The sequence below is a fragment of the Nostoc cycadae WK-1 genome (assembly GCF_002897135.1).
GTDB lineage: Bacteria > Cyanobacteriota > Cyanobacteriia > Cyanobacteriales > Nostocaceae > Nostoc_B.
On record NZ_DF978423.1, the window covers coordinates 49,030 to 63,930 of the forward strand.

The following is a 14,901-nucleotide window of genomic DNA, read 5'->3' on the forward strand; positions in this document are numbered from 1 at the left end:
TCGGCTATACTCGTATTTTTTATAAATACTTGTGGGAGTTAATACTATGCTGCGTGGTAAAAGTAGTGCTATACAACTAGATTTTTTGATGACTTTAAAAGGAGCAGTTACTTTAGCACTTGATCCAGGCCGGGCAGACGCTACGCCAGATATTGAAGATGGCATGATCAAACTTAAAGCCACTCAATTAGCCATTGATTATGTGAAAACTTTACCGGAAGTTGTGGAAATTGTCCAAGAGCGATATTTAGCTCCCCCTCCAGATTTGACAGCCTTAGCCCAACTCCCTTCAGAATCTCTGGGGCGTTGCTTTGCTGAGTATATTCAGAAAACTGGCTTTGACCCAAATTACTACCGACCATTGCCAATCACTGATGACACCAGCTATGTGCTGACTCGCTTACGTCAAACTCACGATATCTGGCATTTGGTGACAGGATTAGGCAGTAATGTTAACGGTGAACTAGGCTTGCAAGCATTTTGTCTAGCCCAAATTCGCATTCCTTTGCCTATTTTACTCATTGCTGGTGGGTTACTCCGCACTCTATTTACTGCTCCAGACGAGTTAGGGAATCTCTTAGAAAACATTGCGATCGGCTACCGAATGGGAGCTAAAGCGAAACCCTTTTTAGCGCAGAAGTGGGAAGATGATTGGGACAAGCCTTTAAGTTTGTGGAGAAAGGAACTAGATATTATCGTTGTTGATCAGTACATTCCTTAAAGAGTCAAAAATTCCATCGCCTAATACCGTTTCACTTTAAGGCTGATACATTTAGGCAAGCAGAGGAGCAGGGGGGAAAGAATTTGTATCAGGATTTTAGTGAAATGGTATAACTTCTGGTTTTTACAACATAAACAGGACTTACGCAACGCCGATAATGTCATTGCGACCGGAATGAAGTGTAGGGAAGCAATCCCAGCGTTAGGCGAGATTACTTCCCTATCGGTCGTAATGACGAAGTTACCTTATTTTTGCGTAAATCCTGATAAATTATTCTTCCAGAATACAGTCTGCCTTTAACAAAATAAAGTTTTCCGTTTCTAAAACCGAACAGTTTTTTGTTAATGTTGCTAATGCTGGAATTTTATTCTGAGACAAATTGCTAATGGCTTCATTAAACCCTGGTTGAAAACTTTTTAGCCAGGGTTTAATGATGAGATAATCAACTTGAAAGGATGTATTTTCTATCAGCCAGAAATCAACTCCGTATTTTTGAATTAGTTGTTTTGCTGGTGTTAAATCTTGGCTATATTGAGCATGAAGCAAATCAATGATCCGTTGGCGAATCTGGGAATAGTAACCTAAATGAAAAGGCAAGGCGTATTCTCTACCTACTAAAATAGGTCTTTGGGCAAAAGTGGGGATGTTATCTGCTTCGTCTGAGAGTGTCGCCACTAGAGTATCTTTAGGTTGCTGCTGCAAAAATTTGTACAATGCTGATGCTGTAGATTGCCGATAATCAGTAGTAGGAAAACGTCCAGAAAAGTTAGGATACAGCAACAGAAAAGTGATTAAACTAACTGCTAATGTAATTTGCCAAAGTCTGCGTTTTTGCTGATAAGCGTGGAATAACCGCTCCAATATTACAGTTAAGGTAATACCTGCGGCGATCGCCATGACTATTCTAAAAGTATGTACTGTGTAGCGAGTAGGGAAAAATAACTTCAACAGCAAGGCATGAGCCGCAAAAAACAATGTCAACGATACGATGATAATTTGTGGCAATATTTTGACTTGAATTGTCAACTTTTCCAGTTTTCCTCGTACCAGTGGGAAAAACAAACCCATCCAAATCAGGGGAGGCATTAACGGTGGTAAGATGCCACTATGTTGACCGATTAGCCAAAATCTCGCCAGATTATTGTCAAAAAAAGGATGTCTCCCTTCTGTCCATAGTTCTGGCATGATCCAAGCTTGATTTGCTGTAACAACTGGTGCAAACTTAGATGAAGCTAAAAGATAGGGTAACATCACGAGAAATGCTAATCCCAAGATAGTAACTAGCCCAAAATAATTATTAGGTAATCGAATTAATAAAATGCCTATACAGATAAATACTAGAGGAGGATAAAATAATCCTGCCAACATAATTATCAGACAGTTTATTCGCCAATCACATCTAATTAGATAGTACAAAAAAGCCAATAGCAATGGATAAATAAAAGACCTGGGTGTGGCAGAAACCAAGTCAGATTGAAACCAAAGACTTTGGTTTAGTAATAAGGTTGTAATAAATGCCGAGCCTGGTACAGGAAAAATTTCTAAGCTTAGATTAAAACAGTAGATAGTAGTAATCAAGCACAAAAAAACTGGGATAAGTTTACTGCACAAAAGTGGATTAATGCCGAAATTCGCCATCAGTTTATATAAAGTGGCATATCCCAATGGCGTAATTGATTGGAAATAATCTGCGATTAAATCATGTTGAAATAATTCTGGATCGATAAATTGCTGCATCCAAAATACATATTCTCTGGCATCATCTTGAGCAACATATTCAGTTTTGAAGGCTCTTTGTAGTCCCAAGATGCTATAGAATATGGCAAATCCTAAACTCAGTGTTAAGTGTAGTGATATCCATCCCCAAGGGCGTTGTTTTTTAGGCTGATTAATTGAGGCTGTAAAAAACTTAGATAGAGACATGAACAAAATTTTCTGATGCTTTAATTTCAATTAACAGCCCATTTTTGCTGAGATGAATTTTAATTTTACTTATTAAACATTCTTTTTCATAATTTGCCAAGATTGTTGCGCGATCGCCCAATCTTCTTGAGTATGTATCACTAATACCCGCACTGTAGAATCAGGTGTGGCGATATCTTGATCAACAGGTTGATTTTGATTTTTCTCCTGGTCAATTTTCAAACCCAAAAATCCAAAGGCTTCGCAGACAGCTTGACGAATTCCGGCAGATTTTTCACCTATACCTGCGGTAAATAACAATACATCTAATCCGCCCAGACTAGCCAGCATTGAACCAATACCAGAGCGCAGACGATGGACATACATATCCCAAGCAAGTTGGGCGCGGTCGTTACCTTGGGCGATCGCTTCAATTACTTTGGGTAAATCGCTAGATACGCCCGAAATTCCCCGTAAGCCAGATGCTTTATTTAAGACATAATCTAAACTCTCGGCTGAATAATTAGACTGACGCAGGAGGTAAATTAAAATTCCTGGGTCGATGGAACCGCAACGACTCCCCATCATTAAACCATCTAAGGGTGTGAACCCCATTGTTGTATCAATGCTGCGACCATCTTTAATTGCGGCTAACGAACAACCGTTACCCAAGTGACAACTAATAATTCGCAACGATGGTAAATCTCGTTCGAGAACTTGCGCCGCCCGCCCAGCGCAATATTGATGACTGACACCATGAAAGCCATAGCGGCGAATACCTTGTTCTACCCATTCATAAGGGCCGGGATAAATTGCAGCCGCATCCGGGAGAGTGGAATGAAATCCAGTATCAAATACTGCTACTTGAGTGACTTCCCCTAAACTTTTCTCGATTGCTTCGATGCCTTCTAAAGCTGCTGGATTGTGGGCTGGAGCAAGATTAGAGAGACGAGCGATCGCCTTTTTAACTTCTTCAGTAATCACCACACTATGACGGTAATCTTGCCCACCATGAACCACACGATGTCCCACCACATCAATTTCTGACAGTTGTCCAATGACTTTAGTCGCACCACGGCTGAGGGTATAAAGCATATAAGCAACGTGTGCTTGGCGTGAATCCCCATATATGGATTCATGCAGAGTTGCGCCGGAAGCTGTTTTTACCTCAATTTCTGCCACACCTCGGTCTTGAGTCCAGTTGACTTTTCCTTCCCAAAGTGGTTTGGGTGCTGATTGGGGTAAAGCATCATCAGCTATTTCATACAGGCAACTTTTTTGGCTGCTAGAACCAGCATTTAGTACTAGGATTTTCATAAATTTGACCCTTTCTTGACAACACTGGAGAATTCTTTTTGAGGGTGCTGTTAAAGGATGATCGTTGATGTGTTCTGGTGAAGGAAATTGATTGCGTTGATTGCGATCGCCTTGAGAATTCTTCAACCTAATGAAAGTGGTGGCAAACTAGAAAATTATGCCATTTTGAGCTATTGATAAACCAAATTGAGTCAAATTTAGTCGCAAAAGCAAAGTTTTTTGAGAAATGCAATAGACTTTCATCTAATGTTAATCGAGATGTTTTTTGCTTTATTCTAAGCATCGTTTTACGAAAAAATAAATCTATATGCTTAGACGAGCGCCTTTATATTTTTTTTTAGGATTATTAACGAGTTCTAGCTGTTTTATCTTCAGTGTAGCAGCCCAAGTCCCATCTACATCTAATTCGCAGCAGTCCTCAACTCGAAGTGAAGCTCAAGCTGCTAGTTGGTTTGAAGCTCATCGCTCCCAGCCAGCAGCTTTACGAGCATTTGTACAGCGAATGCCGAAGGGAGGAGATATTCACAGTCATCTAAGTGGGGCTGTGTACGCAGAACATTATCTGGAGTGGGCTGCAACTGATGGGTATTGTGTGAATCCAAACGCTGGGACTTTAGTTGAACCCAAAGCTTGTAATCAGGACAGTAGCTATTTTCCCGCCTCAGAATTGTTCAACCGAACATCTGTTTATGACTCCCTAATCAATCGTTGGTCTACCCGTAACCTGCAATTTGCTGGCAAATCTGGACATGACCAATTTTTTGAGGCTTTTGCTGGATTTGGGACAATATCAGACTCTATGAACCGTCGGGATGATATGGTCGCGTCAGTAGCAAATCGGGCAGCTTCGCAGCACATTACCTATCTAGAGTTAATGCTGACTGTTCAGGGGAGTGAGGTTCGACAGCTAGGGCGTGAAGTGGGTTGGAATCAAGACTTCCAAGCGATGCACGAGCAATTGCTCAAACGAGGATTAACCGAGCTAGTGACACTCGGCTCTCAGCAATTAACACAGTTGGAGAGTGAAGTTGCGAAAACACTCGGTTGCGGCACTCCAAAGCCACAGCCTGGATGTACAGTAACGGTGCGCTATTTGCAGCAAACTACCAGAACAAAATCGCCTGTGGAAGTATTTGCTCAGTTAGCTTATGCTTTTGCACTGGCTTCATCGTCCAAGCAGGTAGTCGGGATCAATCTCGTCGCCCCAGAGGATCACCCGATCGCACTGCGTGACTACACCTTGCAAATGCAGATGCTACAATTTCTCAAACGTCAATATCCCAATGTTAAAGTTTCACTTCATGCTGGAGAGTTAACTTTAGGGTTAGTTCCAACTGAGAATTTACGTTTTCATATTCGGCAAGCTGTAGAAGTAGCACAAGCATCTCGCATTGGACATGGTGTGGATATTCTTTTTGAAGAGCGTCCTTTTGAGTTGATGAAGCAGATGCAACAGCGTGGCGTGTTGGTGGAAATCTGCCTGACTAGTAATGAGGTCATTTTGAATGTCCAGGGAAATCAACATCCTTTTATGGAGTATTGGAAAGCTGGAGTACCAATGACTCTTGCTTCCGATGATGAAGGCATTTCTCGCATCGATTTGAGTCATGAGTATCTGTTAGCAGTAACGAGATATGGGCTGACATATAAAGACCTCAAGCGACTGGCTCGCAATAGCTTAGAATATAGTTTCGCTCCCGGAAATAGTCTCTGGAAGTCGCCTGAATTTAAGGCAATGGTTCCCGCTTGTGCCAGCGATACCCCTGGTAATACCTCTGTTTCTTCAGGATGCAGTGCTTTTTTACAAAAGAGCGATCGCGCAAAAATACAATGGCAACTAGAGTCGGAATTTACTCGGTTTGAGTCTTTGCAAAACTGGCTTTGATTGACTTTCCCAAAAATGCTTTAATCCCACATTCCGCATGAAGACTGGGTGTAAGGGTTTAACCCAAATTTCTCACGTATGGGTAGGGGGTGTGGGAAGTGTGGGGGGAAAGATTTCTTCACTATCCTCCCACTCCTCCCACACCCCTATACCCCTGTACCCCTACACCCTTTCTAAAACCGCTATATGTTTTCTAGATTTAGTAACCATTGGTGAAAATGCTGGCATTGTTGGCGGATTGTATCTAGTCCAATCTCAATAGCCAGCAACGAACCATGCAGTACTTTGTCATATTCTTGACAACACTTGAGAATTCGTTTTGAGGGAGCGGTTAACGGATCATCGTTAATGTGTTCTGGTGAAAGAAATTTATTGCGATCGCCTTGTAAAATACTAACTACACTAGCATCAAACCACTCAGCAAATACTTGTGGCTGGCTGTACAGCAGTGCCTCAAATTCATGAACCAACAAATTAGGGATGAAATTTGTGTGACCAATATCCTGACCCATCTTTTGTTCTAAATATTCAACTTTTTGGAATGGGTCATTAGTATTTGGCAAGGAATCCCTTCCGGGAAAATCATTCGGTAAGCCGTACAAATCAAACATTGTGGTCACGAAAGCTGTTTTATCTTCACGGCACTTACGGTCTAATTGTCGCTTGATTTTGGCGTAACTTACTACACCTCCCTTGCCTGTAGAACTTGTGTTGACTAAAATCGGGTTGAGGAAAATGTATTTTTCTTGAAAATACTCGCAGAGTACTTCTTTCACGAACGTTTCCTCAGTTTGACCTTCAACGAAAACATGAACTCGGATCATCGTGAAGGTCTCCCACCCAGGAGGTTTTTCTTCCACAACTCGCCTAAACTATATTCTTCTAGCCATTCCTCTAACTCCTCCTCATCCAACCTGCTTAGTAATGATTTCCCCTGCAAGCGGTCAACAACAATTACATCTGCAACATCAAATTCGTTGAGTAATTCTACAGACTGGGTAGAAACAATCACTTGTTTAGAAACAGTCTTTATCAAAGATGCCAAAATTTTGATTGCATAAGGATGAAGACCAAGTTCCGGCTCATCAACTAGAATTGTTTCTGGCTGAAGTTCTTCCGGTTGCAAAAAAACTGTTGCTAAACAGATAAAACGCAACGTTCCATCAGAAAATGAGTGCGCCTTCAATGGTACATCTTGCCCCCGCTCAAACCATTCCAGTTCAATCAAGTTTTTGGGGGAAGGACGCAGGCAAAAGTTTCCAAAGAACGGGGCAACAAGCCGAATGGTTTTAACGATTTGCTGATAAGATTTCTGATAATTCTCACGCAACAGATACAAAAAAGCTGCCAGGTTACGAGCATCAGGACGCAAGTAAACATTGTCATTGATACCATGCGGCTGTTTTACATAGGCACTGTCGCTGGTGTCATGAAAATGATACACTTGCCACATCTGCATCACAGGCAAACCATATTGATCAACGTTAGTTTCTGTATCAGTGAACGCAGTGAAGAACGCCATTGTCTCGAAATGACCCTTTCCTATTTCCCTCTCACTATTCAAGTTCCACAAAAAAGACTCTGAAGTGAACATCAGACGATGATCTTGGGTTGGTTCAAGGGTAGCAAAGTAGAAATTATTGCCGAAATATAGCTGAAACTCTAGTTTTTCTGTAGTTTTGCGCCCAAAGTGTAGTAAGGCATTAGCTCCACCTTGGAGACTGACAAAACCTTGCAGGTTCCCTTCTAGTATCTGCTGAACCATACGGAAGAAGCCGATAAAATTGGATTTTCCCGCCCCATTAGCCCCAATTAAAATATTCACCCTGGAGAGTTCAACGTCACACTCAGCGATAGACTTGAAGCCTTTTAAAACTATTCTCGACAGTTGTTTTTCACTTTGTGCCTCCCTCATGAACAGTCTCCCGATCAACAGGCTTTTTCTACACAGGTTTCATTTTATCGAGTTTCTGCAAAAATGCTTTAATCCCACATTCCACCTTCTCCTTTGTTAATTGGAGATATAGAATGTGGGATTTAATCATGGAATCTAAATCCTAGTAGTTCGTCTCATTAGTTGTGAGAAGTTGGTGGTGGTCAGATCCCCGACTTTTTATAAAAGTCGGGGATCTAGCAACCCAGCAAAATTAATTCAATAGACTACTAGTGGCTGGCGACTACTTCTAAACTAGATAGTCTGTCTGCCAATAATTTTTCTAGGTCTTCTAAGGCTTTGGTAAATCCTTTGATACCTTCGTCTAATTTGTCGTAAGCCATTTGGTCTTCGGCGTGCATTTTGTCGAAGGTGGCTTTGTCGATAGAGATTTTAGCAATATCCATGCTGGCTGCTTTGGAAGGGTCGAGTTTGCGGGGTAGTTCGCCAATTGTGGCTTGCAATTCGCCTAACAAAGAGGGAGAGATGGTGAGTAAGTCGCAACCAGCCAACTCAGTGATTTCACCAACATTGCGGAAGCTTGCGCCCATAACTTCGGTTTTATGACCGAACTTCTTATAGTAGTTATAAATTGTGGTGACAGATACTACGCCTGGATCTTCAGCAGAGGGGTAGCTGTCGCGTCCGGTTGATTTCTTGTACCAGTCAAGAATCCGACCGACGAAGGGAGAAATTAAGGTAACGCCTGCTTCTGCACAAGCGATCGCTTGATGCAAACCAAACAATAGAGTTAAGTTACAGTGAATGCCTTCTTTTTCGAGAATTTCTGCTGCTTTAATTCCTTCCCAGGTACTAGCAATTTTAATCAAAATTCTTTCAGGGCCAATACCAGCGGCTTTATACTGAGTAATGATTTCTCTACCTTTGGTAACTGTCGCTTCGGTATCGTAAGACAAACGCGCATCTACTTCTGTGGAAACGCGACCGGGAATGATTTGCAAAATCTTCAAACCAAAAGATACCGCCAAGCGGTCAAATGCTAGAGAAACAATTTGGGCTTGACTAGCACCAGTACCAGCATCTTTTTTGGCTTGCAATAAAGTCTCATCAACAATGTCCTGATACTCTGGCATCTGTGCCGCAGCAGTAATCAGGGAAGGATTGGTGGTAGCGTCTCTAGGGGTGAATTTTTCAATGGCTTTAATATCGCCAGTATCAGCAACAACTACAGTAAATTCCCGCAACTGTTCTAGTAAATTTTTAGACATAAAAAACTCCGTGATGGTGATTTGTGTAGGATTTACCTAATTCCCCTATGTATTTACACTCTCTACGGTTGCTAAAATTCTGATTTTGGCAACTTTTCTTCATCATTGCCTTTTGCTGACTGAAGCCTTAGCCTTATTCTAGTTACGTCACGCCAGAATTGGCTGTCCAATAGAATGCACTTTGATTAAACTAGTTGTGCCTGATTTACCAATTGGAACGCCGGAAGTAATTACTACTTTATCGCCTTCATTCACTAAACCCGTGTCTGCAACTGTGTTGACGACGTTGATAAACATTTCCTCCGCATTGTGAACTGGGGGAATGAATATAGGTTCGACTCCCCAAGAAAGCGCTAATTGGCGATAGGAATTTTCATCAGGGGTGAGGGCAATAATTGGCGCGGAAGGACGGTATTTTGAAACTAATTTGGCGGTACTGCCAGATGTAGTATTACAAAGAATTGCCTTTGCGCCTGTTTCATAAGCGATGCGACATACTGCTTCTGCCACCGATTCGGTAACGCTGAGGCTGCCTGCTTCGTGACACCAGGAATGTTTACCACCTTCTTGCAAAGCTTGTTCTGTCCGTACAGCGATGTTGTGCATAATTTGCACCGCCGCTTCAGGATACTGCCCGACGGCTGTTTCTCCAGATAGCATGACGGCATCAGTACCATCCAAAATGGAGTTAGCTACGTCGGTGGCTTCGGCGCGGGTGGGGTCTGGTGAACTAATCATCGACTCCAGCATTTGGGTAGCGGTAATCACTGGTTTGCCTGCCTGATTACAACGGCGAATAATATCCTTTTGAATCAGGGGGACTTCGTGAATTGGCACTTCTACGCCTAAATCGCCACGGGCAATCATAATGCCGTCAGCGACTTGTAAGATGGAGTCAAAACGCTCAACTGCCTCTGGTCTTTCGATTTTGGCAATTAAACGTATAGCAGCACCGGCGGCTTCGATCATACGCTGGGCTGGTTCTAAATCTTGGGGCGATCGCACAAAGGAAACCGCCGCAAAATCTACACCTATCTGAATGCCAAAGCGTAGATCCATTAAGTCTTTTTCGGTGATCGAACTCACGGGTAGCGGTGTTTCTGGCAAATTAACTCCCTTGTGAGTGGAAATTAAACCGCCAATTTTTACCAACGCCCGAATTTTATCGGCATCGCGATCAGTAACAATTAATTTGACGCGTCCATCATTAATTAAAATCGGTTCCCCCGGTCTCACCATTGCGAACAAAGTGGGCAAAGGTAAAGGCAGTTCGTCGATACTATTGCCTTTGTCCTGCAAGACAAATGTAACTTCTTCACCAGCTTCGACATTTAGTCCTTCTGGCGGTAAAACTCCTAAACGAATTTTCGGGCCACAAAGGTCTTGCATAATTGCCACTGGCTTTTGGCGATCGGCACTAATTTGCCGTAAATACTTAGCCGTTTGCCCGTGAAATTCATGAGCGCCGTGTGAAAAATTCAACCTTGCTACATTCATTCCAGCTTCGACAAGCGCTTGCAGTTTTTCTGGTGCAGAACTAGCAGGGCCAACAGTGCAAATAATTTTGGTTCGACGCATAGGGATTAGGTTTCAAGTATAAATTGCGATATAAATGCCTTGAGCGATTGCCTATTGCATCCATATCACTTGTGCTTCATATCACTCCTTTTGTATGTAAAAACACTTTTTTATACAGTTTGAAGTGTGAAGTATAAAATTGATACTTCACACTTCAAACTTTTTAAGCAGCTACAGCCAATAGTTGTTCTTTCTGTGCCATAGACAACAGTTGGTCTACTACCCGATTTGAGTAGCCCCATTCGTTGTCATACCAAGAAACAACTTTGAAGAAGTTGGAGTTTAGCTCAATTCCAGCACCTGCATCGAAAATACTGGAACGAGTATCACCCTGGAAATCTGTAGATACTACTTCTTCGTCTGTGTAGCCCAAAATACCTGCTAGTTGACCTGACGCAGCTTGCTGCATTGCCGCACAGATTTCTTTGTAACTGGTAGATTTTGCAGTTTTGAAGGTGAGGTCAACTACCGAAACATCAGGGGTAGGAACGCGTAGTGCCATCCCTGTTAACTTACCCTTTAACTCTGGTAATACTAAAGCCACAGCTTTAGCTGCACCTGTGGATGAGGGAATAATATTTTGGGCTGCGCCTCGACCACCCCGCCAGTCTTTTTTACTGGGGCCGTCTACGGTGGGTTGAGTAGCAGTCATAGCATGAACTGTAGTCATCAACCCTTCGGTTAAACCGAAGTTATCATTGATGACCTTGGCAACGGGAGCCAGACAATTTGTAGTGCAGCTGGCATTGGAAACGATCAAATGCTTGCTGGGGTCGAATAAGTCATGATTTACACCCATCAACAAAGTTGGAACTCTGTCTGGATCTTTTGTTGGAGCAGAGATAATAACCCGCTTTGCTCCTGCTGTGAGGTGTTTGCTGGCACCTTCATAATCAGTGAAGAGTCCGGTAGATTCAACTACATAGTCTACGCCTAATTTACCCCAAGGTAATTCGGCAGGATTTCTCACAGACACGCAAGGAATAAAATGTTCATCAATGACAATGCCGTCTTCCTTGGCTTCCACCTTGCCTTTAAACTGACCGTGAGTGGAATCGTATTTCAACAGATAAGCCAGGTTATCTGGTGGTACTAAGTCGTTAATGCCGACAAACTCAATGTTAGGGTTATAAATGCCAGCACGCAGCACTAGCCGACCAATACGACCAAATCCATTAATACCAACTTTCAACTTCGTCAAAGTTCAACCTCCTAATTTGAGAACAACCCAGGTCTGTTCTTAGTTTCAACGCTGCATTTAGCTGGGTTAATTTTGGTCTGACTGAGTTGATCGTGACAGTCTTAGACACCTAAATTGATTTTGCTAGACATCTTTTAAGGTTTCAGGAAAGTATGAAGTATGAAATTTCACACTTCATACTTCATACTTCAGAATTTAATACGGCCACTGCCAGTGGCGAACTTCGGGTAGGTCTTCGCCGTGTTGGGAAATGTAGTGCTTGTGTTCGATCAGCTTATCTTGTAGGCGTTGTTTGATGTATGCTGCTTTGGAACCTAGTTGTGGCACGCGATCAATGACATCCATAACTAAATGATAGCGATCGAGGTCATTGAGAACCACCATGTCAAAGGGAGTTGTGGTCGTTCCTTCTTCCTTGTAGCCACGCACATGGAGGTTTTGATGATTGGTATGGCGATAGGTCAATCGATGGATTAACCAGGGATAGCCATGAAAAGCGAAGATAACTGGTTTATCAGTTGTGAAAATTGTATCGAAATCTTTGGGACTCAAACCGTGAGGATGCTCACTTTTTGGCTGTAATGTCATCAAATCTACGACGTTAACCACCCTAACTTTTAAGTCGGGGAAGTACTGACGCAGCATATCCACCGCAGCCAAGGTTTCTAAGGTAGGCACATCACCCGCACAAGCCATGACTACATCTGGTTCACTTCCTTGGTCGCTACTCGCCCATTCCCAAATACCAATGCCTTTGGTGCAGTGTTTAATGGCTGCATCTATATCAAGATACTGCAAGGCTGGTTGTTTGCCGGCGATGATGACGTTGACGTAGTTACGGCTTCTTAAGCAGTGGTCGGTGACGGACAGTAAGGTGTTGGCATCGGGGGGAAGATAGACGCGAATGACTTCTGATTTTTTGTTGACTACATGGTCGATAAAACCAGGGTCTTGGTGAGAGAAACCGTTGTGGTCTTGCCGCCAAACATGAGAGGTGAGTAAATAATTTAGAGAAGCGATCGGTCTACGCCAGGAAATATGACGGGTGGTTTTCAACCATTTGGCGTGCTGGTTGAACATGGAGTCAATGATGTGGATGAATGCTTCGTAGCAGGAGAAGAACCCGTGACGACCTGTGAGAAGATAGCCTTCTAACCAACCTTGACAACTGGTTTCGCTGAGAATTTCCATTACCCGACCGTTGGGTGAGAGGTGTTCATCTTCGGGCAGAATTTTAGAAACCCAAGTTCTATCTGTGACTTCAAACAACGCATCTAAGCGATTGGATGCTGTTTCATCAGGGCCAAAAACGCGGAAGTTCCGGCTTTCCATGTTGAGTTTCATCACATCCCGCAGAAATTGGCCTGTGACTCTGGTGGCTTCTGCTTCGATTTTGCCGGGTTGAGTAACATTGACGGCATAATCTTGGAATTTGGGCATTTTCAGGTCACGCAACAAGATACCGCCGTTGGCGTGGGGATTGTCGCCCATCCGCCGCAGACCTGTGGGGGCTAATTGGGCGAGTTCGGGTATGAGTTTGCCGTTAGTGTCGAAGAGTTCTTCGGGCTTGTAACTCTTCATCCAGTCTTCGAGTAATTTTAGATGTTCTGGCTGTTGCGCGATCGCTCCGAAGGGGACTTGATGCGATCGCCAAAAATCTTCGGTTTTCTTACCATCAACTTCTTTTGGCCCTGTCCAGCCTTTGGGGGTACGCAACACAATCATCGGCCAGCGCGGACGTTCTGTAAAACCATGTATGCGGGCTTCTCTTTGGATGTTTTGAATTTCCGAAATGACTGTATCTAATGTAGCTGCCATCTGCTGATGCACGTCTGTGGGATCAGAACCTTCGACGAAGTAAGGTTTGTAACCATAGCCCACAAATAAACTTTCTACTTCTGCATCGCTTAACCGTGATAACACTGTTGGGTTAGCAATTTTATACCCGTTGAGGTGCAGAATCGGCAAAACAGCCCCATCATTGACTGGGTTGAGAAACTTATTGGAATGCCAACTTGCAGCTAAAGCCCCAGTTTCAGCTTCACCATCACCCACAACCGCTGCCACAATCAAATCAGGATTGTCAAAAGCAGCACCGTAAGCGTGAACTAGGGCATAACCCAACTCGCCACCTTCGTGAATTGAACCAGGAGTTTCGGGGGCGACGTGGCTAGGAATCCCACCAGGAAAAGAGAATTGTTTAAAAAGCTGCTGCATTCCCTCAGCATCTTGGGAAATATTGGGATAGTATTCGCTGTAAGTTCCTTCTAGGTAGGTATTAGCGACTAAACCAGGGCCACCATGACCAGGCCCGGCAATATAAATCATGTCCGTATCATATTTTTTGATGATGCGGTTGAGGTGAACATAGATAAAATTTAGACCTGGTGTAGTTCCCCAGTGACCTAAAAGTCGGGGTTTAACATGTTCTATTTTGAGTGGTTCTTTTAGCAGTGGATTGTCGAGTAAATATATTTGCCCTACTGACAAATAGTTTGCCGCCCGCCAGTAGGCGTTGATTTTATGCAATTCTTCGTCTGTTAAAGGCTTTGTTTGTGGGGAGATTGCTAAAGTCATATCAAATTTCCGTATACAACAGGATTTTGCCTTTGTTCAGTAAGCTAGTGTAGTTGTCTATGCAGTAACGGCCATCATACTCACGACAAATTATTCCCAGCGCCAATCAGGAAAAACTTGTGCTTTGTTGTTGCGATCGCTGGTGGGAAAATTTTTAGTGAGTGATAAATAATTCCCGACTATCTCCTGCTTGAGAGACTAGCAGATGTAACCAAGATGACTCGCTAGTTTTAAGGTTTTTTTAAACCATTTATGACAAACGCCAAAAATTCACTATAGAAGTTGGTTGATAAAAGATAATCTTATTAAAGAAATATTACTTTTGATAGAAAATCATGAGCTAATCATTTAATGGTAAATACCTGAATAAAAACTCTGTGTGCCTTTGCATTTACCTCAGCGATTCTCTGCGTTTAAAAGTTAAATTCCCAGATATTTTGAGTATAGAAACCCGTGTTAAATAATCGGCGTTGCTGATTAGTGGGATGATTTTTATCTCGCGCATTCGGCGAAGCCGTTCTCGCAGAGTAGGCGCAAATACGCAAAGAATCAATATTC

10 protein-coding genes are annotated in these 14,901 nt (G+C 42.9%); 2 read left to right on the forward strand and 8 right to left on the reverse strand.

What is annotated here, in order from left to right:
• Positions 1 to 46: 46 nt before the first annotated feature.
• Positions 47 to 721, forward strand: a complete 675-nt coding sequence (locus NCWK1_RS04575; protein ID WP_096580669.1) for a Coq4 family protein — start codon at positions 47 to 49, stop codon at positions 719 to 721.
• A 270-nt stretch (positions 722 to 991) separates the two neighbouring features.
• Here NCWK1_RS04575 and NCWK1_RS04580 read toward each other — a convergent pair whose 3' ends face one another.
• Both NCWK1_RS04580 and NCWK1_RS04585 read right to left on the reverse strand, forming a co-directional pair.
• Positions 992 to 2,644, reverse strand: a complete 1,653-nt coding sequence (locus tag NCWK1_RS04580) for a hypothetical protein (protein WP_103123891.1) — start codon at positions 2,642 to 2,644, stop codon at positions 992 to 994.
• Between the two features lie 72 nt (positions 2,645 to 2,716).
• Entirely contained in the window at positions 2,717 to 3,940 is a 1,224-nt protein-coding gene (locus NCWK1_RS04585) for an acetate kinase (protein ID WP_103124127.1), read from the reverse strand.
• A gap of 307 nt (positions 3,941 to 4,247) precedes the next feature.
• Between NCWK1_RS04585 and NCWK1_RS04590 the strand changes: the two genes are divergently transcribed.
• Positions 4,248 to 5,825: an adenosine deaminase gene (locus NCWK1_RS04590; protein WP_103123892.1), complete on the forward strand. Its 1,578-nt coding sequence runs from the start codon at positions 4,248 to 4,250 to the stop codon at positions 5,823 to 5,825.
• A gap of 182 nt (positions 5,826 to 6,007) precedes the next feature.
• On the opposite strand, the gene NCWK1_RS04595 is transcribed toward NCWK1_RS04590, so the two are convergent.
• The 6 genes from NCWK1_RS04595 to NCWK1_RS04620 all read right to left on the reverse strand — a co-directional run bounded on the left by NCWK1_RS04595 (position 6,008) and on the right by NCWK1_RS04620 (position 14,343).
• On the reverse strand, positions 6,008 to 6,649 hold the full coding sequence (locus NCWK1_RS04595; RefSeq protein WP_103123893.1) for a DUF4276 family protein: 642 nt from the start codon (positions 6,647 to 6,649) through the stop codon (positions 6,008 to 6,010).
• Positions 6,646 to 7,740 carry an AAA family ATPase gene (locus NCWK1_RS04600; protein ID WP_103123894.1) on the reverse strand — a complete coding sequence of 365 codons (1,095 nt, stop codon included), beginning with the start codon at positions 7,738 to 7,740 and terminating at the stop codon, positions 6,646 to 6,648. Before NCWK1_RS04600 ends, NCWK1_RS04595 begins: the two co-directional genes overlap by 4 nt.
• Before the next feature lie 248 nt (positions 7,741 to 7,988).
• Positions 7,989 to 8,987: a transaldolase gene (locus tag NCWK1_RS04605; RefSeq protein ID WP_103123895.1), complete on the reverse strand. Its 999-nt coding sequence runs from the start codon at positions 8,985 to 8,987 to the stop codon at positions 7,989 to 7,991.
• A gap of 147 nt (positions 8,988 to 9,134) precedes the next feature.
• On the reverse strand, positions 9,135 to 10,565 hold the full coding sequence (gene pyk, locus NCWK1_RS04610) for a pyruvate kinase (protein ID WP_096580677.1): 1,431 nt from the start codon (positions 10,563 to 10,565) through the stop codon (positions 9,135 to 9,137).
• Positions 10,566 to 10,728: 163 nt separating this feature from the next.
• On the reverse strand, positions 10,729 to 11,766 hold the full coding sequence (gap, locus tag NCWK1_RS04615; protein WP_103123896.1) for a type I glyceraldehyde-3-phosphate dehydrogenase: 1,038 nt from the start codon (positions 11,764 to 11,766) through the stop codon (positions 10,729 to 10,731).
• 195 nt (positions 11,767 to 11,961) lie between these two features.
• Complete coding sequence (locus NCWK1_RS04620) at positions 11,962 to 14,343, reverse strand: phosphoketolase family protein (RefSeq protein ID WP_103123897.1); 2,382 nt, start codon at positions 14,341 to 14,343, stop codon at positions 11,962 to 11,964.
• Between the last annotated feature and the right edge of the window lie 558 nt (positions 14,344 to 14,901).